Below are 20,320 nucleotides of genomic sequence, written 5' to 3' on the forward strand. Positions count from 1 at the left end.
GGTCAACATATGAAGGTGCGCAATAGGCCTTTTCGGGTGTATAATAAAAAAATGGTTAAGTAGTAAGAGGATTTTGATAGGGAGGGTGGACATGGACGAACAGGTGAATGAGAGGGAATTGGTTGCCTATATAGCGGAACGCATCAAGGTTGAACGGAAGGACATTGAACTTGTGCTGCGTTACGAAAAGGCTTATATCGGGAATGCCAGAGCCGATAAGAACGGCGAGGTGGACATCGATATTGATGATCTGACGGACTTTATCGTGAGCAAGCGAGATGTACAGCTGGAAGAACCACAGGTAGAAGAAATTTTAGAGTGCGAGATGGACTATTTTATGGAGAAGGGCTTAGCAGGATACATTGATTAATCATGCCGCTCAGGCATGCGAATATCGAATGGAACCGACCGGGCCGCAAGTAGATATGGAGGTGCGCCACCATTGGCGAGTTTAAAAGAGCATAAAAAATTATCTATGGCGGAGATTGTGATGCGATTCATATTTATCACGATCGGCTCCGTTATGATGGGTGTAGCGTTGGAATTATTCCTGGTTCCGTTCGATATTATTGACGGAGGCATCGCGGGCGTGTCCATTATGCTGTCTGCGCTTACGCCTCTGCCGCTCAGCTTATACTTGTTCGTCATTAACGTGCCCTTCCTCATATTGGGGTACAAGCAGCTAGGCAAAACCTTTGCCATCTCGACGTTGTACGGCATTACGGTCATGTCGCTGACGACGGCAATGCTTCATCATGTGGAAGCTTTCCCGGATGACAAGCTGCTTGCCGTATTGTTCGGCGGGATGATTCTGGGCGCCGGGGTTGGTCTCGTAATCCGGTATGGCGGCGCGCTTGACGGAATTGAGATTGTATCCATCCTCATCTCGAAGAAGCTCCGTATGGCGGTCGGACAAGTTATTATGGTATTCAACGTTGTGATCTTTCTTGTTGCGGGCTTTGTATTCGAGTGGTCATCGGCCATGTATTCCATGGTTACCTACTACATAGCTATCAAGGTAATCGATATTGTGGTAGAAGGTCTCGAGGAATCCAAGTCGGTAACGATTATCTCGAAGGAGTACGAGGAAATCTCTCAATCGATCGTCGATCGTCTCGGCCGCAGCACTACGCTGCTGCAAGCGACGGGTGGTTACTCCGGCGAAGATACAAAGGTGATCTACTGCGTTGTGTCTCGACTGGAATTGGCCAAGCTGAAGGGAATTGTGCAATCCGTTGATGCGAATGCATTTATTGCAGTGGAGCATGTATCCGATGTGATGGGCGGTAATTTCAGCAAAAACAGCATTCACTAATGAACAAGGGTTGTCTTGATCGGTCCTCCATGACCGTTCAAGGCAACCCTTATTTGTTCGTAAAAGTTAGACTGCGTTAGCCGTTGTCTCTGACGGAGCCGACGTGGTTATGCCATCATCCTTCACGCCGAGCAGGAACAGCAGGGCAAAAATCATGCCGCCGGCCGCAATATAGAACAACGCGGAGTAACTGAACCAATCGATAAGCGATCCCATTAACGGCGGAGAGGAAACGGCTGCGAGAGAGGTAGCGAGGTAATAGATGCCTGTGCGGGTCCCGATGCTGCTTTCTTTACCAAGCGCCACGATGAAAGGATAGGCATTAATGTTGATGCAAGCCCAGAAGATACCCCCGAAGATCAGCAAAATGCGCAAAGCCAACACGGAATCGACCAGTGTAATGAATCCGAATGTAGCGATGAGACCAATAATTCCGACCATAATGACATGTTTATTGCCGAATCGCTTGCCGAGCAGCCCTGCAGGGATAGCTGTTATAACGAAGGAGAGCGAGAAGAAGGCAAGCGAGAGAACTGCTTCGTCCTTGGTCATGCCGAGATGATTTTTCCCATAGAGAGAGAAGAGGGCTTCCACTCCTTGGTAGGAGAAATACCAGAAGAAGATGGCGAAAAACAACATAACTGTTGGCCGGTTCCACTCGCCCCGGAACGAGGTTTTTCCCGACGGCTCCGCAGGCTGATAGGAAATGGCGTCTCTCTTCTCCCGAATCACCCAAAGCAGGATAACCAGACAAAGCAAGGACAAGAGAGAAGAAGAGAGGAACGGCAGCGAGCTATGCTGCTTGTACAGATAAGCCCCGCCCGCGAAAGCGAGCACCGACCCTACTCCACCCATAAAGTTGATAATGCCGCTCGCTTGCGACCGTTTATGCGGCGGGGTAATATCCGGCATAAGCGCTACCGTAGGCGAGCGGTACAAGCTCATGGACAGATTCATCAGCATCATAAAGGCGACCAGCATGATCAGGCTGTTGTGCCATGGAATAAGCGCGCCGAATACGGCAGCGAGCGGGATGCCGATGATAAGGAACGGCATTCGCTTGCCGAACCGCGTGTCGGTGCTGTCGCTCTTGCGGCCGATAATGGGTTGCAAGAAGATGGCAAAATAATTGTCCAGCGTCATCATGAAGCCGATCAAGGCTAGACTTGAGATATACTCTTCCAGGAAAAACGGGACAAAAGCGTTGTACAACGCCCATGTAATGCTAATGGTGAAAATACCTAAGCCAAGCAGCCAAGTTTTTCTCATCCCGCGTTAGCTCCTCTCGCTCCTCTTCAATATATGGTTCAGCCGGTCCGGATAATCTGTAATAATACCCGACACGCCAAAGCCAATCAGCTGCTCCAGCTCTATCTCCTCATTCACGGTGAAAGGATGATAGACTATGCCATTTTCGGCTGCTTCCTGAACCCACTGGGGCAGGATCGCGAATTTGTAAGCATGCAAGGCATCCGCCTGGATCGACTTGGCATATTCCCATGGCTGGTAAAGTCCCTCCATGTACAGGACTCCGGTCTTGATTTGAGGGGCAATTTGCTTGCAGAGAACGAGTGAATAATGATTGAAGCTGGATATAATGATCCGATCACCCATCTCATACGACTGAACCAGAGCGATGACCTCAGCTTCGATTCCTTCATAAGGAACCACGCCGTTTTTAAGCTCCAGGTTAATGATAAGCTCAGTATCTTTGGCCAACTTCAGCAAATCCTCCAGAAGAGGCACCCTTTCCTCGGCAAAGGAGGAGGAGAACCAGCTTCCGGCATCCAAACGAACTAGCTCTTGATACTCTACATCCTTGACTAGTCGTGAGTCACCGGTCGTCCGCTCAAGGGATTCGTCATGAATCAGAACGAGACGTCCGTCCTTCGTGCGCTGCACATCGGTCTCGATGCCGGTTGCGCCGAGTTCGATAGCATGACAGAATGCGGACATCGTATTTTCCGGACAATACGCGCTCGCGCCCCGATGAGCGAAATTGATAGTCTGTTGGATAAAAGCACTCCCTCTCAAATTGGACTATTATGGATCAGGGTCACTTGTAATGAATATAGCTTGCCAGTGTTAAGCCAGTGTCAGAATAAAGTTAAACCGACTGCAGGAGGCATACATTTACTTCGCATAGAGGAATCTTTCTCCATTATTTGGATCGTAGCATAATCCGCGTTATTGTCATAGTACCATTTCTATTTAATAAACAAGGTTTGAATACCCCATAGGGGTATGATAAAATGAAGAAGAACTACAATACCCATAAGTTACAATTAATAAACTACTGAAATAAGAAAGAGGGTATTCGATTATGGCGAACACAGTATTGAAAGTTGAAGGTATGAGCTGCGGCCATTGCGTCAACGCTATTGAGAAAGCACTAACTGAAAAAGGTGCAAGCGCCAAAGTGGATTTGGCGGGTAAAAACGTAACGGTTGAATACGATGAGTCGAAGCTGAGCTTGGAAGCGATCAAGGAAGCGATCGAGGAGCAAGGTTACGATATCATCTAAAGGGAGCATGCATCGATATATGACAATGAGAAAGAAATTGTGGGATCGCCAATCGTATTTGGCGGTCCTCGCTTTTATTTTGGCGGGAATGCTTGGGGCATGCAGTTCGGACAGCGGTTTGGGTACCGGAACTCAGTTGAATCAACCAGCTATTGCAGAGGATCAGGGACATGATCATCACAGTGATGGTGCAAAGGAAGAGTTGCTTCATACAGAATGGAGCTTTCAACCCTATGATAGGCTGGCAGGCGAGACATTGCAGCTGGAATTGCGAATTGCTGATGCGGACGGCGAGCCCGTCCAGCAGTTTGATGTCAATCATGAGAAAAAGCTTCATCTGATTGTAATCAGCGAGGATCTGAGCTACTTCGATCATGTTCATCCGGAATATACAGGCAATGGATTGTTCAGACAAAGCTTAACCTTGCCGACAGGCGGGAAATACAAGCTGTTTGCTGACTTTCAGCCCACGGGCTACGCGCAGACGACAGCATCCACAATCGTTCATGTCGAGGGGGAGCATACGCTGGAGCCAGTCATTGAGGATCAAGTGCGAGTCAAGACGACGGACAAGGCAGCTGTTGAATTGAAGGTATCTTCATTAGCAGTTGGAGGGGAATCCGAGCTGACATTCACGTTCCGAAATCCAAAGTCGGGAGCCGACTTGTCTGATCTTCAGCCTTACTTGGGCGCAATCGGCCATGTTGTCATTATTAGCGAGGATTTGGATCATTATTTGCATGTACATCCTGTGAGAGAGCTGGGAAGCGGACCAGAAGCTCGGTTCGCAACTCGTTTCCCAGCGGAAGGAATGTACCGGATATGGGGCCAATTCCAACGCGACGGCGAAGTGTTCACAGTTCCGTTCACAGTCAAAGCGCAGTAAAGGAAAGCAGTGTAAATTGGACAGGGCTGTCCTGCCGGCAACGATAAGCGTCGCTGGCTGGACAGCCCTTATAATTTATATTTAACCGGTCCGCTTCCTAATGAAGCGGCGCGAGACATCCCCTTGCAAATTGCAAACAACATGTAAGTCAAGTTGTGTTACTTGTATCCCAAAACAACGGAAACCCTACCTCTTTTCCGTCCTTGCGGCTCCAATGACCGCGCCAGTGTGAATCAGAATTACGTCTTCGTGAAACATGAGTCCGGAATTGTAGTCAAGAAATCAAAATCAGAGGGTAATATTGAATCTTACTGGGGATATATAGGGGTTAAATATAACATTCTTACTATCATACCATAAGTTATGCGTTCATGCAATATGCGCATTACTTTCTTCCATTTGGACAAGCTATAGGATGGAAAGGGGACATATGACATGGCGGATTGGTTGCAGATTGTGTTACGTACTTTGGCGTCTATCGTCATCTTATTCATCCTAACGAAGGTGCTTGGCAAACGTCAAATTTCTGAATTGTCTTTGTTCGAGTATATTACGGGGATCTCTATCGGTAATATCGCCGCTTATATTTCACTCGATTTGGACAATCTCTGGTTTTTGGGTATCGTGTCGTTAGTCGTATGGGTGAGCGTCTCCGTCTTAATGGAGTTTTGGACATTGAAGAGCAGACGGGTTCGCAATGTTGTGGATGGCAGAGGCACCGTATTGATACGCGATGGTCAGTTATCCAAGAAAGAGCTGCGGAAAGAGCGCATTACACTGGATGAGTTTCTTGAGCAATTGCGGCAGAAAGACGTATACCGTGTAGCGGACGTTGAGTTTGCTGTGATGGAATCCAGCGGAGAATTGAACGTTCAACTTAAGAAAGAGCATCAACCTTTGACCCCTGCCATGCTGGGATGGACGATGAGTAAGGAAAGTCAGCCGTATTCCATCATTATGGATGGTCATATTATTAAGGAAGAATTAGCGCAAGCGGGTCATCCAGAAGATTGGCTAAAGCATCAGCTAAAGCAAAATAAGCTCAAGCTGGAGGACGTATTTCTGGCACAGTTGGACAGTGACGGAGTGATTACATTCCAGACGAATGAGGGTAAGACGTTGCCGGAGTCTTCGCCTTCTACGCCTAAGGAGCGGGTATGGTCGCTAACCGGCCAGCTTCAAGAGGAGCTTAGAAGATTGGAGCAGCTATCCCAAAGCGATAAGGACCGCAGGACGTATCAATCGGCCCTGTTTCATTTGAATCAGGGAATCGATGCTATGCGGCTTAAGAAAAACACAGAATAAAACTAAATGGAAGGCAGGCATTTGGTCTCAAACGGAATGCCTGCCTGTATAGGAATAAACACATATATTATAGAAGAAACATTTTCACCTGCGTATCTGTGAGGAATCAGGCAAGAAGCTTTCAGGCTGAGTAATTGGCTCAGGCATGACTTTGCCGCCGGCAAAGTGGTACTTCACGACGGTGTTGAAGGAATCGATCCAAGGTGTAAGAGGGCGGCCGCCCCATGCTTCCTTGGCATATTCATTAAGATAGTTGACGAATTCCATATTAGCGGAGACATGCACTTCCTGCACGCTTGGCACATAACCGCGAACAGCCTTCGCTACGGTCTGCTTCAGCTCATGCGACAGATCATGATGATCGTTGACCGAGAAGTAGGAGTTGTACGGCGATATTAAGACACGGCCATTGCCGTAAGGGCTGCCGCTGTCAGCATTATAAACGCCAGTATTGGCGCCTGTATTGTTCTGCTCCTCTGTACCGCTTGAACCTTTTGTACCGACAGCTGTCCAATCCAGCATAAGGGCGACGTAGGCATTTTTGTCCGTAAGCATAACAATAGAGGAAGCAATTCCGTTTAGCGAGCTAATCTTATTGGATAGAATGGAACTGTATTCGAAGAAGGCATTGTCATGCTGATGAGTGTTGCCTGTCATGTTGCCGTAAGCCTTTGCGCCAATCATCTTGGGATCGCCTGGCCGCCGACTGCCGTAGTCATAGTCGCTTTGCTGGACAAGCTGCTCATAGTTGCAACCCGGCATAGCGGCCATAACGGCAATGGACAGAAGAAGAAAGGCCATTCTTTTCATCATCGATAGCGGACCTCCATTTTCAATTGAAGTTGACTTGGCTATAGTGTAGGTCTGAGCGGAGTAAATATACGTTTTGCGGGACATACATAATTGACCATGGGTTTGGTACACAATGTAGGGTAGGAGAGGTAAGCAGTTCATGGGTGAAAAGGGGGCAAAGTGACCTCCAAAGGGCAAATGCAAGAGCCCAAAAACGGCTGAAATATGCGTTTTTGACAGCTTTGAGAACAATTTGTGAACTCTCTGTGGAACATTGACAAATAGGGTTGCCAACTTTATATTTAATAAAGTGATTTATGTTGCAGGAGTTGTCATAACATCTGTGAAACACGCAGCAAAGCCGCTTGCCACGTGAAAATTAGGCAGCTGCGAAAACGTCAAAAGTGGGGTTGATTAATGATGAAACGGTGGCAATTTGTTAAACGGCTTGCACCACTAATGGCCATGATGGTATTAGTGCTAGCCGCTTGCGGACGGGAAGACTTGTCCACGCTGAATCCTCAGGGTCCAGTAGCGGAAGAGCAATTCGGGCTGATGAAGTTAGCAATTCTCATCATGGGTCTCGTAATTGTTGTCGTATTTGCAATTTCTTTCTACGTAATTATCCGTTTCCGCAGACGTCCTGGAGACAAAACGATTCCGAAGCAAGTGGAAGGAAGCCATAAGCTGGAGATTATTTGGACGGTTATTCCAATTATCTTGCTTATCATTCTTGCCGTGCCAACGGTGCAATCGGTCTTCAATCTAGCCAAGGACTACCGCGATGATCCGGATGCGGTTAAAGTTATCGTGACTTCGCATCAATACTGGTGGGAATTTGAGTATCCTGAGCTTGGAATTAAGACGGCTCAAGAGCTGGTTATTCCAACAGGCAAGACGATTTCTATCGAAGCGAAGACGGCTGACGTGCTTCACTCGTTCTGGATTCCGTCTCTTGCAGGTAAAATCGATACGAACCCGGGCGGTAACGTAAACTTCATGTACTTCTCCGCGCCGAAGGAAGGCGTTTACTTGGGCAAATGCGCCGAGTTATGCGGACCTTCTCATGGCCTCATGGACTTTAAAGTGAAATCGGTTAACCCAGCTTCCTTCGAACGTTGGGCTGCTGCATTGCAAGAACCTGTAGCGCTTCCAAGCGACCCGGCTATTGCTGCTGCATTCGAAAGCAAATGTCTGACTTGCCATGCAGTGGGCGACATGGGTGGCCCTGCATTCCCTAACCTTACAGGTATCGGCAGCCGCGAGAGCGTTGGCGGCATCCTGGTGAATGTGGACGCTGATGATAAGAAGTATAATCACGAAGATACGGTATACAACAACCTCTACAAGTGGATTAAGGATCCAGGAGCCGTGAAGCCGGGCAACTTGATGGTCGACCAATACGATCTGACAGATAAAGAGATTGAAGGTATCGCGAAGTATCTTTCTGAGTTAACGCTTGATTACGAATAATACCATCATCAGTGATTGAAGGAGGTACCTACCTTGGCTCATGCACACGCGCATGCGGTCAAACGTTACAGCGGAATTATGGACTGGCTGACAACGGTTGACCATAAAAAAATCGGTATTTTGTATTTAATTGCAGGGGGCTTTTTCTTCCTTGTAGGCGGTCTCGAAGCGATCCTGATCCGGATTCAACTTTGGAAACCGCAAGGAACTTTTGTGTCGGCAGATACATACAACGAACTGCTTACGATGCACGGAACAACCATGATCTTCTTGGCAGCGATGCCATTGATATTTGCGTTAATGAACGCGGTTATACCGCTTCAAATCGGCGCACGCGACGTTGCCTTTCCATTCCTGAACTCGCTCGGCTTCTGGACGTTCCTCTTCGGCGGACTCCTGCTGAACGTGAGCTGGATTGTAGGCGATGTGCCTGACGCAGGCTGGACATCCTACGCTCCTCTTGCAGGAACAACGTATAGCGGTGACCATGGCGTCGATTATTATGTTCTAGGTCTGCAGATTGCAGGTATCGGTACGCTGGTTGGCGGTATCAACTTCCTTGTTACCATCATCAACATGCGTGCTCCTGGCATGACATTCATGCGTATGCCAATGTTCACATGGTCAGTCTTCATTACATCGGCTTTGATTTTGTTCGCATTCCCTGCTCTGACAGTAGGATTGGCGGCACTGATGTTCGACCGATTGTTCGATGCGAACTTCTTTGATCCTTCCGGTGGCGGCAACGCTGTCCTATGGGAGCATATTTTCTGGATTTTCGGGCATCCTGAGGTTTATATCCTCATCCTGCCGGCCTTCGGTATTATTTCCGAGGTAATCAGTACGTTCTCGCGCAAGCGCTTGTTCGGATACAGCTCTATGGTATTCGCAACCATCCTGATCGGCTTCTTAGGCTTCATGGTATGGGCGCATCATATGTTCACTGCGGGTCTTGGTCCGGTAGCGAACGCGCTGTTCTCCATCGCGACAATGTTGATCGCGGTGCCGACAGGGATTAAAATCTTTAACTGGCTGTTCACGATGTGGGGCGGCTCAATCAAATTTACAGCTGCGAACCTGTTCGCAGTCAGCTTTATACCGACATTCGTAATGGGCGGCGTGACAGGCGTAATGCTTGCTGCTGCACCTGCAGATTTCCAGTATCATGATTCGTACTTTGTCGTAGCGCATTTTCACTACGTTATCGTAGGCGGCTTGGTGCTTGGTCTATTCTCCGGTCTTCACTACTGGTGGCCGAAGATGTTCGGTCGCATTCTGAATGAAACGCTTGGCAAGTGGACGTTCTGGACGTTCTATATTGGCTTCCATTTGACGTTCTTTGTACAGCATTTCCTTGGTCTTCTGGGCATGCCGCGCCGTATCTGGCAATACCTGGACGGACTCGGATTTAACGAAATGAACATGATCAGTACAGTAGGCGCACTCTTGATGGGTGTCGGTACTTTGATGTTCCTGATCAACATTGTCGTAACATCTGTTAAACCTAAAGGCGTTGCTAACGATCCTTGGGAAGACGGACGTACGTTGGAGTGGACGATTGCATCGCCACCGCCAGAGTACAACTTTGCACAAACTCCGCTTGTACGCGGTTATGATGCATATTGGAAAGAAAAGCAAGATGGCCACAGCGGTATGACGCCTGCTGAACCGATTGGTCCCATTCATATGCCATCACCATCGATCCTGCCATTCTTCATGGGTCTCGGCTTGTTCATCGCAGGCTTCGGCTTCATGTATTCGCCGGATTGGGGTCAGTTCTTAGGACTAGACTTGACGGTGGGTCACTTCATCGGAATCGTGGGTCTCGGTATTACGCTTATCTGTATGCTGCTTCGTTCCGTAATTGACGATCATGGCTTCCATATCGAGGAAGAAGAAATTCTGAAGGATCTAGGGGGTAAAGCATGAGCGCACACACGCATGTAGAAGGCCAACTGCCTCATGAGCCGGAAAAGGCGACCCTTGAGGGACGCAATAAAGTTCTTGGCTTCTGGCTGTTCCTTGGCGGTGAGACGGTATTGTTCGGTACGCTGTTCGCAGCGTTCCTTGCCCTTCGTCATCAAGTGCTTGACGGCCCGACCGCCAATCATTTGTTCGACTTGAAGCTGGTAGCTTTCGCTACCGCAATCTTGCTGACGTCCAGCTTAACGAGCGTATTCGCTATTCAAGCGATGCATCAGCAAAAGGTGAAAAGCCTGATCAATTGGCTAATCGTTACGGTATTGCTTGGCGTAGGTTTTCTTATTCTTGAGATTTACGAGTTCGTACATTATGTAGGTGAAGGTCATGGATTCACAACAAGTGCATTCAGTTCTTCCTTCTATACGCTGGTTGGCTTCCACGGAGCGCACGTATTGTTCGGTATAATGTGGATTACGCTGCTTATCATTCAGCTAAAGAGAAAAGGATTGACGGTCGTTACTGCACCGAAAGTGTACGTTGCCGGCATGTACTGGCACTTTATCGACGTTGTATGGGTATTCATCTTCACTGTTGTATACCTGATGGGAAAGGTGGTTTAACGTATGGCAAGCAATAATCATTCCGCCACGGAGCAAAACACCAAACGTCACAAGGTAGAAGGTCCAAAGAAACATATCGTCGCTTTTATCTTCTCGATTCTGCTAACATTCATCGCGTTTGCAACCGTAATTGGCGGCGAGATCAACAAAGACTTTATCTATATCATTCTTCTGGGAACGGCTGTCCTTCAAGTATTCGTACAGATGGCGTTCTGGATGCATATGAAGGATCGCGGGCATAGGTTCGCACTAATCGGTATTTTGACCGGTGTGTTCGTCGTATTTACCTGCGTGATCATGGCTGAATATTGGGTTTGGTGGTAATGGATTACCGCCGAATATAACTGAACAGAGGAGGGTCCCGGTTTGGGTCCCTCTTCTTTCGTAACAAATGCATGAATGCATGAGAAAGGAGCCTGCTCTAGTGCTAGACTTGAATAAGTATTTCTCCTTCACTGAGTTATGGACCCCTATGTTTTTGTTTGCGATGATCGCGGTGGTCATCCTTTATTTCTATCTGATTGGTCCTTGGAGAGAGAAACGTCATCCGGGAGCTGCCCAAGCGACGATCACCCAAAAAACGCTTTTTGTATCGGCGATTATTCTGGTGTATGTCTGTCACGGTGGTCCAATTAATTTGCTTGGTCACTTGATGTTTACGTTCCATATGGTGAATATGTCGGTCTCCTATCTCATCGTTCCTCCGATGATATTGCTAGGTATTCCGGCATTTATATGGCGAGCGGTGTTCTCGAATAGCTTTTGGAGGAAGCTTCGATTCTTTATGCATCCTATCGTTGCGTTAGTAGCGTTTAATATGTTGTTTTCGATTTATCATGTACCGATGGTGCATGATTATGTCATGACGAACTTCACGGTTCATCGTATTTATTATGTGGCTCTCTTCATTACTGCATTCATGATGTGGTGGCAGATTGCTTGTCCGGTGCCGGAGTGGAACAGATTGGCACATGTAAAGAAAATGGCTTATGTATTTGCGAATGGCGTATTGCTTACGCCTGCCTGCGCGCTTATTATTTTCTCGCCGGCAGGTATGTATGCCACTTACAACGATCCGCAAGTATGGGCTACAGCGATGGGATATTGTATGCCTGGCAGCGATAGCAGCGCTCTGATTGCACAGTTCGGCGGCCCTCAATTTTTCAACACGCTTGGGGTAGTGGATGATCAGCAACTGGGCGGTATTATTATGAAGCTGGTACAGGAGCTTATGTACGGCCTTATTCTCGCTTACATCTTCAAACAGTGGTTTAAGCGGGAGCATCATGCCGATGACGAATTGCCGAATCCAGGTACAAACCCGGGCACAAATCCTGGTACTGCCTAGTCGTCATATTGGTCTACGCTTATATTTTTGAAGGTTGGAGAGGATTAACATGGACTTGAATATTCTCATGCCTACGGTCAGCACATTTTTTATCGTGCTAAGTGCCGTTTTGGTCGCATTTGGCTGGCGCCTCGCTATTCAGCGGAAGCTCGAGCAGCATCAGAAGGTTATGGTCTACGCGGCCGTTGCGGCTATTCTGTTTTTTATCATTTATGCGTCCAGAACGATCTTTATCGGCAGTACGCCTTATAATGGTCCAGAGGGACTAAAGCCTTACTATCTCGTATTCTTGTTGTTTCATATCGTGCTTGCGACTGTGGCTGCCGTATTCGGCATTACGACGATCACGCTTGGCTACAAGAAAAAGTTCAAGAAGCATCGCAGACTTGGGCGATTCACGTCCATCATTTGGTTTTTTACGGCTATTACGGGCGTAGCGGTCTATTCGATCCTATACGTGTTGTATCCGGCTGCCGACGCTAAGCCATTGTTTGAAGCCATATTTGGATAGATAATATGAACTGATGAAAGTCATCCTGGGGAAAGGATGGCTTTTTTCTATGAATGGGAGGAGAAAATGTGCACATCAAGGATGAACTGTATGGCGAATACGAGATTGACGGCGTTTTGGAGCAATTAATCATGAGTAAGCCGGTGCAGCGGCTGAAGGGCATACATCAAGGCGGGGCAGGATATTTGGTGAATGGGAGCTGGAATGTGACGCGTTACGAGCATTCGATCGGGGTCATGCTGCTTATCCGTAAGCTTGGGGGTTCGATTGAGGAGCAGATAGCGGGACTTCTTCATGATGTGTCGCATACAGCGTTTTCGCATGTTGTTGATTTTGCGCTGGGACATCATGACGAAAATTATCACGAGGAGATCTATTCCTCCATCGTTTTGAATTCCGAGATACCGGATATTTTGCGTGCTAACGGCTATTCCTGGGACGATGTGTTAGGGGATGACTCCAAGTGGACTCTGCTGGAGCGACCAGCCCCCGAGCTTTGTGCCGACCGTGTAGATTATACGCTCCGCGATATGTATCGCTATAACTATCTGACGCATGCTGAAGTATTGCAATTTCTGGAGGAGGATCTTCTCGCTGTGAATGGCCGGATGGTGCTCCGAAACGTACAAGCTGCTAAATGGTTTGTCCGGGCTTATAACATGGAAGTTCTCGATTTCTTCATGCATCCGCTTAACGTCTATGCCTATGATAAGCTGGCGAAGGCACTGAGGGAAGCGATTAACCTAGGGTTGATTGTATTGCCGGATCTCATGCTGCGCGATGAGGAGGTCTGGGGAATGCTGCAGGCAACAGATCACCCAGTGATTAGCCAACTCGTGCGAGAGCTACACACAGGGGTTCAGGTTGAAGAGAACATGGATCAATACGATATCTATATGAAGTACAAGGAGAGGCTTGTTGATCCGCCAGTTTTGGTGGGGGATCATATTGTCGCAGCATCTGACTTGACGGAAGAAGTGGGTCGGATGAAGGTTAGAGCCAGAGAGAAGTTTGCGCGCGGTGTGTATGTCCGAATTATGTCGGATAAATAAGCTGCGTACAGGTACAGTCATCCTTTAGGGTGGCTTTTTTTGCGTGAAAGGACTTTGGAAAAGGGATCCTGGAAAAATAATACGATGGAAGTATTGACAATCATTCGAGGTGTGCATATACTGTGTATATAGATATATACAATATATAAATAGATCACAGTATACACAGTGCAAGGATCGCACAAGGAAATGGTTGAAGGGAGGATGCCAGAGTTGAACACATGGCAAGGAGCTTGGTATCTGGCTAAGGAAGAGTTAAGAAGAGTGAGGTGGAAGCATCTCATCACCCTTGTCTTTATCGGTTACTTATTGATCTTTCTGGTTCCGATGTTCTCCGATGGAAGAATAGAAAATAGTTTATTCGGTTACTGGGCGTTAGATTTCATTACGATCACGCTGCTTCCAATGTTGGGATTCATGTCGACGCAGAACTCAGGATTTTACTGGAAGATGGATACGTACACCAAGAAGCTGGCGGCATGGCGCACGATGCCCATTACAATCAAGCAGATTGTGCTTGGAAGGATACTCCTGTTTCTGGTCAACGGCATAATAGCCATGATTGTATTTTTCACGATTTATTACTTGTTCGCCAGATCGCTGGGCGCGGATATCGAGCTATTGGACTTTATCTTGTACGCTTTATTCTGGATCGGCTTCTCGATCGCAGTCGGAATTATTTATCTCTACCTTGAAACTGGCTTTTCGGGCATGAAATATTTCTGGTTCTGTACAGCGATATCGTTGTTCTTACTAGTAGGGATGGTCGTGTACACGTATTTCTTCAAAAATAGTCTGGTCCTTCTCAGCTACAGGACTATTGCACAAGGTGGATGGTGGATGCCGCTCATCATGATTGTGCTCGCAATAGCAGTGTTCTTTTTCGGGCGAATCATTATGGATAAGAAATTGAGAACAAGGAGCTATACCAGTTAATAGAGAAAGCGGGTGAAGCGATGCGGCTGCCTATAGGGATTAATGAACAAAGTGCAGAGCCGCTCTATCATCAGATAGAAGTCCAGCTAAGGGCTTTGATTGTTAGCGGTCAGTTGGCAGAGGGCACGCTGTTGCCATCAATCCGCGAGCTGGCCCAGACGGTCAAATGCAGTGTTATTACGGTAAAACGCGTATATAGCGATCTTGAGAGCGAAGGGCTGTTGCGAACAAGGCAAGGTACAGGAACCTACGTCGCCAAGGTTGGCGAGCAGGAACGGGATCGACACCGGCTGACTGCGGTAGTCGAGGCGCTGGATCAAGCGGTGACAACAGGCAAACGAAATCAATGCTCAGAAGAAGAAATGATAGAGCTCTTCAACGAGGCCATTCAAAAACATTACCGGCAGGGAGGGAAAACATCATGAGCGATGGGCAAGCGGATCAGGCCATTCAGTTCAAGGGCATCGAACAGCGCAAGCCAAACTTCAAGCTAGGTCCCATTACGCTGGACATTCCCAAGGGATTCATTACAGCTATTGTCGGACCGAATGGCAGCGGCAAGAGCACGCTGTTCCGTATGGTGCTTGATCTGGAGAAGCCTCAAGAGGGAACCGTACATGTGCTGGATCATCGTATAGGCAGCGGTGACGATGCTCCAGTCAAGCAGCGAATCGGATATTTGCCGGAGGAATCGCTGTTGCACGACGACAAGATCAAGGCATTCGAGAAAGCAAGGTTTAACAGCTACTGGTACAGGAACTGGGATGTGAACCGTTATCAAGAATTGCTGCTGGGTCTGCAAGTCAACGATAATTTGCCGCTGGGTAAGATGTCGAAGGGCATGAGAAGAAAGTGCGAGTTCGCGCTAGCTTTGGCCCATGCCCCCGACTTGCTGCTCTTGGATGAACCTTCTTCCGGTTTGGATCCGCTAGCGTGGAAGGCGATGATTGAGATGCTCCATCGTTATATGGAGCATGGCGATCGGACGATTCTGATGACCTCTCACATTGTGGAGGAAGTAAAGCGTTTGGCGGATTACATTGTTTTTATGGCACAAGGACGCGTGTTAGGCGTATATGAAAAGGATGAGTTGTTCAGCAGTTGGTTCACGTTCTTCATTTCAGGCGAGGGATTGAGCGCTCAGACCGCTTCTACCATGCCCGGGCAATGTGGTGTTGAGTCGATTGGAGGTCATTCATTCCGTATTACGACAAGCAAAGCTTTACAGGCAGATCAGTGGTGCGTGGCAGAAGGAATTACGATCATAAGCAAGCAGGCGCTGGAACTGGATGAGATTATGAGCACGCTCCTGCAACAAGATGGCATTAGTAAAAGAGTACATGAAGCGAGGGGAAATTCGAGATGAAACCATTGGTAGTAGAACAGGTCATGAAGCATTATGGCGATAAGACAGCGGTCAACAACATTAGCTTAGAAGTAAGCGAAGGTGAAATCTACGGCTTGCTGGGTGCGAACGGCGCCGGCAAGACGACTACGATGCGTATGGTGCTGGGGCTGATCTATCCGGATGGCGGATCAATCAAGTACAATGGCAAGCCATACAGCAATGAGCAGCTTAGCCGCCTCGGTTATTTGCCGGAGGAGAGAGGGTTGTATCCGAAGATTCGCGTCTGCGATCAGATCGTATACTTATCCCAATTGCGCGGCATGTCCCGCAAGGACGCCGATCAGAATTTGAAGTATTGGCTTGAAAGATTCGAAGTACCCGAGTATTACAACAAGAGAGTAGAAGAGCTCTCCAAGGGTAATCAGCAAAAAATTCAATTCATCGCTGCCGTTAATCACCGTCCAAGCATCGTGATCATGGACGAAGCGTTCAGCGGACTTGATCCGGTCAATGTGGAGCTTCTGAAATCGACCGTAAAGGAACTGAGAGACGCCGGTACGAGCATTTTGTTCTCGACGCACCGTATGGAGCATGTCGAGGAGCTATGCCGCAATATTACGATTTTGCATCGCTCCAATACCGTTCTGAAGGGCAGCATCAAGGATATTAAGAAGCAGTACCCGCGTGAGCGCGTCATCTTGAGCACCGAGAACAGCGTTCAAGGACTTGAGAGTATCAGCGGCGTTACAGGCGTGAAATTGCAGGAATACGGCTACGAGATCGGCATTGAAAATGAAGCGGTAGGCGGCGAGATTTTGCGCCATGCGATGGCTCAGTCGACTATTACCAGATTCGAGATTAAGGAACCGACTTTGAATGAAATCTTTATAAAAACGGTAGGTGATCGCAATGAATAGTTTTTGGACAGTAGTAGGGTTTACAGCGCGCAATAAGTTCAAAGGCAAGGCATTTCTCGTAACGACGCTTATTATCGCAGTCATTATAAGTATTGGCGTTAATCTTCCTTATATTATCTCCCAGTTCGATACGGGTGGAGATAAGGCGACGAATATCGGCTACATTCAATCATCGAATGAGAATTTGGCTGAAGGAACGGCAACCGGCGACAGCCTGAAAGCCTTCTACGAGCAGCAAGAGAATGCCAAGCTTCATCTTGTTGCTTACCCGGATAAAGGCAGCGCTGAGGAGAATGAGAAGCAACTGAAGCAAGCGATTAAAGACAATGATATTAAAGGTTATCTGGAGTTTGGTGCTAAGACGCCGAATGGTTTCCCGGAGATGAGCTACAAGTCCGAGAAGATGATGGAGTTTTCTCTGACTGAGAACTTGAAAGGCGCTCTCCAATTGATTCGTCAGGCTACCATTCTGCAGGATGCCGGATTGACGGATGAGCAAGTAGCGCTTCTGAATGCGCCGATCCAAATCTCAACGGTTCAAATTTCATCGTCAGAGGGCGGTGCGGGCGGCAAGACGCCTGCTGAGCAAGGCGTCAATATGGGTCTGATCTACTTTATTATTATCTTCTTGTTCATGGCCATCATCACGTCCGGTCAATTGATTGCATCGGAGATTACGGCTGAGAAGAGCTCACGCGTCATGGAGATTCTCATTACAAGTGTATCACCGCTGAAAGGCATGTTCGGCAAAATCTTCGGTATGTTCACAGTTGTACTTAGCCAGGTGTCATTCTTTGTCATCGTCATTCTGGTGAATGTATCGTTGCCGCATAACAGAGAGGCGTTGTCAGGTCTCAACATTGACCTGACCAAGATTGATCCGCTTCTGCTTGCCTATGCGATTATCTTCTTCCTGACCGGTTTCTTCCTGTTCGCAACGCTCTATGCAGCTGTGGGCTCGATCGTAAGCCGTACGGAGGATCTTGGTCAAGCAACGATGCCAATGACGGTCATCTCGCTTGCTGGCTTCTACATTGCAATCTTCAGCTTGAGCGCGCCTGACAGCATGCTCGTTAAGATTACATCGTTTATCCCGCTGTTCTCGCCATTCGTCATGATCTTGCGTCTGGGTCTGACCGATGTTCCGTTCTGGGAAACGGCACTGTCCATCGGCTTACTGCTTGTAACAATCTACGTTGCTGTCTTCGTATCCGCGAAGATCTACCGCACAGGCGTACTGATGTACGGCAAGCGTCCAAGCTGGAAAGAGATTCGTAAAGCGATGAAGGCTTATAAAATTTAATGAATTTCGGTATGAAACATATGTGGGTAACGTCTATAATTGAGACAAGTTTTGGTTATACATGAGACTTTCAACGTCACATGTTTTAGACACGATAAGAAACCTTGATGATCAGAAACCTTGATCTATCAAGGTTTTTTTGATTTGTTCAGCGTGCCCAGAGGCACGCATTCTCTAGCTGGTGAAAGACCAGTCGTGGGAGGGGCCAAGCCCCCGCGTAGCTTGGATTCTTGCGTACGGCGAAATCTGTGCGTAAAAGCGAATCGACCAAAGTACCTGTCGGAGACAGGGCGAGCAACATGCCAGGCCGTAACATAAAGTGAATCCTGCCGCGTCGTCAAAAAGGCCTCGCAAGAGGGACAAGAGGAAGCCGAGTCCCGTGAACTTGGACGAAGGCCATGGAAGCTGTTAAGAACTTGGAGCAGCAGCGAAGAATCCTCCGGCGTAAGGGGATCGGCATGGTATGAAAGAGAATGCAGTGAACTGGGGAGACCCTCCCCTGCACGGAAAAAAAATCAGACCCGTAAAGAAGTCATCTATAAGCCCATACGGTGAAGTGATTGGCTTGCAGGAAGGGAGTCCGAGGGGCTCGTAGTACCGATGAACGCAGGACAACATAACCTGCGGGAGGAAAGGTACCCTGCTTTGTTCACGTTTCTTAAGGAGGTACGAGTCAGTGAATGCCAATCGGCTAACAACACCAAAGGAAAACGTTCAACAACTCCAAGAGAAACTAGGTCATGCGGCCAAGGAAAACAAGAAACGCAGATTCCACGCGCTGTATGACAAAGTCTACCGGATGGACATCTTGTGGGAAGCATGGCGCAGGGTGCGAGCCAATAAAGGCTCGGCTGGCGTCGACGGCGAAACGTTGTCAGACATGGAGAAACAAGGAGAACGTATCTTTCTCCTTGAATGTCACCAGCTTCTAAAAGAGGGGCGCTACCACCCACAGCCCGTCCGGCGGCACTACATCCCAAAGAAAGACGGGAAGAAAAGACCGCTGGGCATCCCAACCGTTCGGGACCGAGTCATACAGATGGCAACAAAACTGGTTATGGAACCGATCTTTGAATCGGATTTTCAAGAATCCTCATTTGGATTTCGTCCAAAGCGAAGTGCGAAAGGGGCACTTGACCGAATCCGAAAGGCATGCAACCGCAAAGGGAATGGGGTGATCGACGTCGACATTCAAGGCTACTTCGACAACATCAATCAAGAGAAACTCATGAAACTGGTTGAAATGCGAATCAGCGACAGACGAATCTTGAAGCTGGTCCGGAAGTGGTTACAAGCGGGAGTGATGGAGGAAGGGACGGTAAGACGCTCCGATTTGGGTACGCCGCAGGGTGGGGTTATTTCCCCGCTGCTTGCGAACATTTACCTAAACTACTTTGACATCCTGTGGGAACGATACGGCGGCGAATACGGGGAATTGACGCGATACGCGGATGACCTCGTGGTCGTATGCAAGACGAAGAAAGATGCAGACCGGGCGTATGAACTCATTCGTACAATCATGGAGCGTCTGGAGCTCACCTTGCATCCGATTAAAACGCGTATCGTCGGACTGTGGACAGGAGAAGAAGGCTTCGATTTTCTCGGCATGCATCATCGCAAGACGAAAGCAGAAACCTCGAAAGGAAACGTGTACTACACCACGCAGCAATGGCTGACTCGGAAGGCGGAAGAACGCATCCGTGAAGTTGTGAAGGAGCGCTTGGCACCGCCAGGTATGCGACACAAGTCACTTTTTGAACATGTAGACTGGCTGAATCCCAAAATACAAGGGTGGCGGAACTATTATTACACCGCCTACAGTCAGCGGAAAATGGCGAAACTGGACGGGTACATTCTTCAGAGGCTTGCGAGATGGTATGCAAAGAAGAGGCAACGGTCTCGATGGATGGGTTCCATAAAAGAGATCACGTTCATGGCTAGACAAAGTGGATTGAAAACGCTCTTGTAACTGCATGCCCATGAATGACGAACATCGGAAAGCCGTATGAGGGAAAACCTCACGTACGGTTTGATGAGGAGGGGCTGAAATTATTCAGCCCTTTACTC

General features: G+C 48.1%; 22 protein-coding genes. 19 read left to right on the forward strand and 3 right to left on the reverse strand.

The features are described 5' to 3' along the window. Positions 1-91: 91 nt before the first annotated feature. Together DX130_RS21530 and DX130_RS21535 are read left to right on the forward strand one after the other, a co-directional pair. Positions 92-370, forward strand: coding sequence for a hypothetical protein (locus DX130_RS21530; protein ID WP_116048877.1), 279 nt, complete (start codon positions 92-94; stop codon positions 368-370). 105 nt (positions 371-475) lie between these two features. Next, on the forward strand, positions 476-1,315 hold the full coding sequence (locus tag DX130_RS21535; protein ID WP_240644646.1) for a YitT family protein: 840 nt from the start codon (positions 476-478) through the stop codon (positions 1,313-1,315). A gap of 66 nt (positions 1,316-1,381) precedes the next feature. Here DX130_RS21535 and DX130_RS21540 read toward each other — a convergent pair whose 3' ends face one another. Beyond that, a complete protein-coding gene (locus tag DX130_RS21540) occupies positions 1,382-2,584 on the reverse strand; it encodes an MFS transporter (protein WP_116048880.1) in 1,203 nt (400 codons plus the stop codon). A gap of 6 nt (positions 2,585-2,590) precedes the next feature. Then, a complete protein-coding gene (locus DX130_RS21545) occupies positions 2,591-3,331 on the reverse strand; it encodes a glycerophosphodiester phosphodiesterase (RefSeq protein WP_116049049.1) in 741 nt (246 codons plus the stop codon). A 307-nt stretch (positions 3,332-3,638) separates the two neighbouring features. On the opposite strand from DX130_RS21545, the gene DX130_RS21550 reads away from it, so the two are divergent. From DX130_RS21550 to DX130_RS21560, 3 genes are all read left to right on the forward strand, one after another. Then, complete coding sequence (locus DX130_RS21550; protein WP_116048882.1) at positions 3,639-3,839, forward strand: copper ion binding protein; 201 nt, start codon at positions 3,639-3,641, stop codon at positions 3,837-3,839. 19 nt (positions 3,840-3,858) lie between these two features. Then, positions 3,859-4,725, forward strand: a complete 867-nt coding sequence (locus DX130_RS21555; RefSeq protein WP_240644637.1) for a hypothetical protein — start codon at positions 3,859-3,861, stop codon at positions 4,723-4,725. Between the two features lie 435 nt (positions 4,726-5,160). After that, on the forward strand, positions 5,161-6,030 hold the full coding sequence (locus DX130_RS21560; protein ID WP_116048884.1) for a DUF421 domain-containing protein: 870 nt from the start codon (positions 5,161-5,163) through the stop codon (positions 6,028-6,030). An 84-nt stretch (positions 6,031-6,114) separates the two neighbouring features. On the opposite strand, the gene DX130_RS21565 is transcribed toward DX130_RS21560, so the two are convergent. After that, positions 6,115-6,843 (reverse strand): hypothetical protein, encoded by a 729-nt coding sequence (locus DX130_RS21565; RefSeq protein ID WP_116048885.1) that lies wholly within the window; start codon positions 6,841-6,843, stop codon positions 6,115-6,117. Positions 6,844-7,239: 396 nt separating this feature from the next. On the opposite strand from DX130_RS21565, the gene coxB reads away from it, so the two are divergent. The 14 genes from coxB to ltrA all read left to right on the forward strand — a co-directional run bounded on the left by coxB (position 7,240) and on the right by ltrA (position 20,222). Then, positions 7,240-8,295, forward strand: a complete 1,056-nt coding sequence (coxB, locus tag DX130_RS21570; RefSeq protein ID WP_116048887.1) for a cytochrome c oxidase subunit II — start codon at positions 7,240-7,242, stop codon at positions 8,293-8,295. A gap of 78 nt (positions 8,296-8,373) precedes the next feature. Beyond that, on the forward strand, positions 8,374-10,224 hold the full coding sequence (gene ctaD, locus DX130_RS21575; RefSeq protein WP_116049053.1) for a cytochrome c oxidase subunit I: 1,851 nt from the start codon (positions 8,374-8,376) through the stop codon (positions 10,222-10,224). Further along, entirely contained in the window at positions 10,221-10,838 is a 618-nt protein-coding gene (locus tag DX130_RS21580; RefSeq protein ID WP_116048888.1) for a cytochrome (ubi)quinol oxidase subunit III, read from the forward strand. Before ctaD ends, DX130_RS21580 begins: the two co-directional genes overlap by 4 nt. A gap of 3 nt (positions 10,839-10,841) precedes the next feature. Beyond that, positions 10,842-11,162 carry a cytochrome C oxidase subunit IV family protein gene (locus DX130_RS21585; RefSeq protein ID WP_116048890.1) on the forward strand — a complete coding sequence of 107 codons (321 nt, stop codon included), beginning with the start codon at positions 10,842-10,844 and terminating at the stop codon, positions 11,160-11,162. A 100-nt stretch (positions 11,163-11,262) separates the two neighbouring features. Beyond that, complete coding sequence (gene ctaG, locus DX130_RS21590) at positions 11,263-12,186, forward strand: cytochrome c oxidase assembly factor CtaG (RefSeq protein ID WP_116049054.1); 924 nt, start codon at positions 11,263-11,265, stop codon at positions 12,184-12,186. A 49-nt stretch (positions 12,187-12,235) separates the two neighbouring features. Next, positions 12,236-12,697 carry a DUF420 domain-containing protein gene (locus DX130_RS21595; RefSeq protein ID WP_116048891.1) on the forward strand — a complete coding sequence of 154 codons (462 nt, stop codon included), beginning with the start codon at positions 12,236-12,238 and terminating at the stop codon, positions 12,695-12,697. 68 nt (positions 12,698-12,765) lie between these two features. Further along, positions 12,766-13,749, forward strand: a complete 984-nt coding sequence (locus DX130_RS21600) for an HD domain-containing protein (protein ID WP_116048893.1) — start codon at positions 12,766-12,768, stop codon at positions 13,747-13,749. Between the two features lie 213 nt (positions 13,750-13,962). Then, positions 13,963-14,685: a hypothetical protein gene (locus tag DX130_RS21605; protein WP_116048895.1), complete on the forward strand. Its 723-nt coding sequence runs from the start codon at positions 13,963-13,965 to the stop codon at positions 14,683-14,685. A gap of 20 nt (positions 14,686-14,705) precedes the next feature. Beyond that, positions 14,706-15,110 carry a GntR family transcriptional regulator gene (locus DX130_RS21610; RefSeq protein WP_116048896.1) on the forward strand — a complete coding sequence of 135 codons (405 nt, stop codon included), beginning with the start codon at positions 14,706-14,708 and terminating at the stop codon, positions 15,108-15,110. After that, positions 15,107-16,051: an ABC transporter ATP-binding protein gene (locus tag DX130_RS21615; RefSeq protein ID WP_116048898.1), complete on the forward strand. Its 945-nt coding sequence runs from the start codon at positions 15,107-15,109 to the stop codon at positions 16,049-16,051. Before DX130_RS21610 ends, DX130_RS21615 begins: the two co-directional genes overlap by 4 nt. After that, positions 16,048-16,950, forward strand: a complete 903-nt coding sequence (locus DX130_RS21620) for an ABC transporter ATP-binding protein (RefSeq protein ID WP_116048900.1) — start codon at positions 16,048-16,050, stop codon at positions 16,948-16,950. The genes DX130_RS21615 and DX130_RS21620 overlap by 4 nt, the downstream gene beginning before the upstream one ends. Beyond that, positions 16,943-18,253, forward strand: coding sequence for an ABC transporter permease (locus tag DX130_RS21625; protein ID WP_116048902.1), 1,311 nt, complete (start codon positions 16,943-16,945; stop codon positions 18,251-18,253). Before DX130_RS21620 ends, DX130_RS21625 begins: the two co-directional genes overlap by 8 nt. Positions 18,254-18,716: 463 nt before the next feature. Further along, entirely contained in the window at positions 18,717-18,848 is a 132-nt protein-coding gene (locus DX130_RS27275) for a hypothetical protein (RefSeq protein ID WP_276310907.1), read from the forward strand. 81 nt (positions 18,849-18,929) lie between these two features. After that, the gene (gene ltrA, locus DX130_RS21630) at positions 18,930-20,222 is read left to right on the forward strand and encodes a group II intron reverse transcriptase/maturase (RefSeq protein ID WP_116048903.1); all 1,293 of its coding nucleotides are present in this window, start codon (positions 18,930-18,932) and stop codon (positions 20,220-20,222) included. Positions 20,223-20,320 lie beyond the last annotated feature (98 nt).

Origin of the sequence: Paenibacillus paeoniae, assembly GCF_003388735.1 — a bacterium.
In the GTDB taxonomy this organism is placed as follows: domain Bacteria; phylum Bacillota; class Bacilli; order Paenibacillales; family Paenibacillaceae; genus Pristimantibacillus; species Pristimantibacillus paeoniae.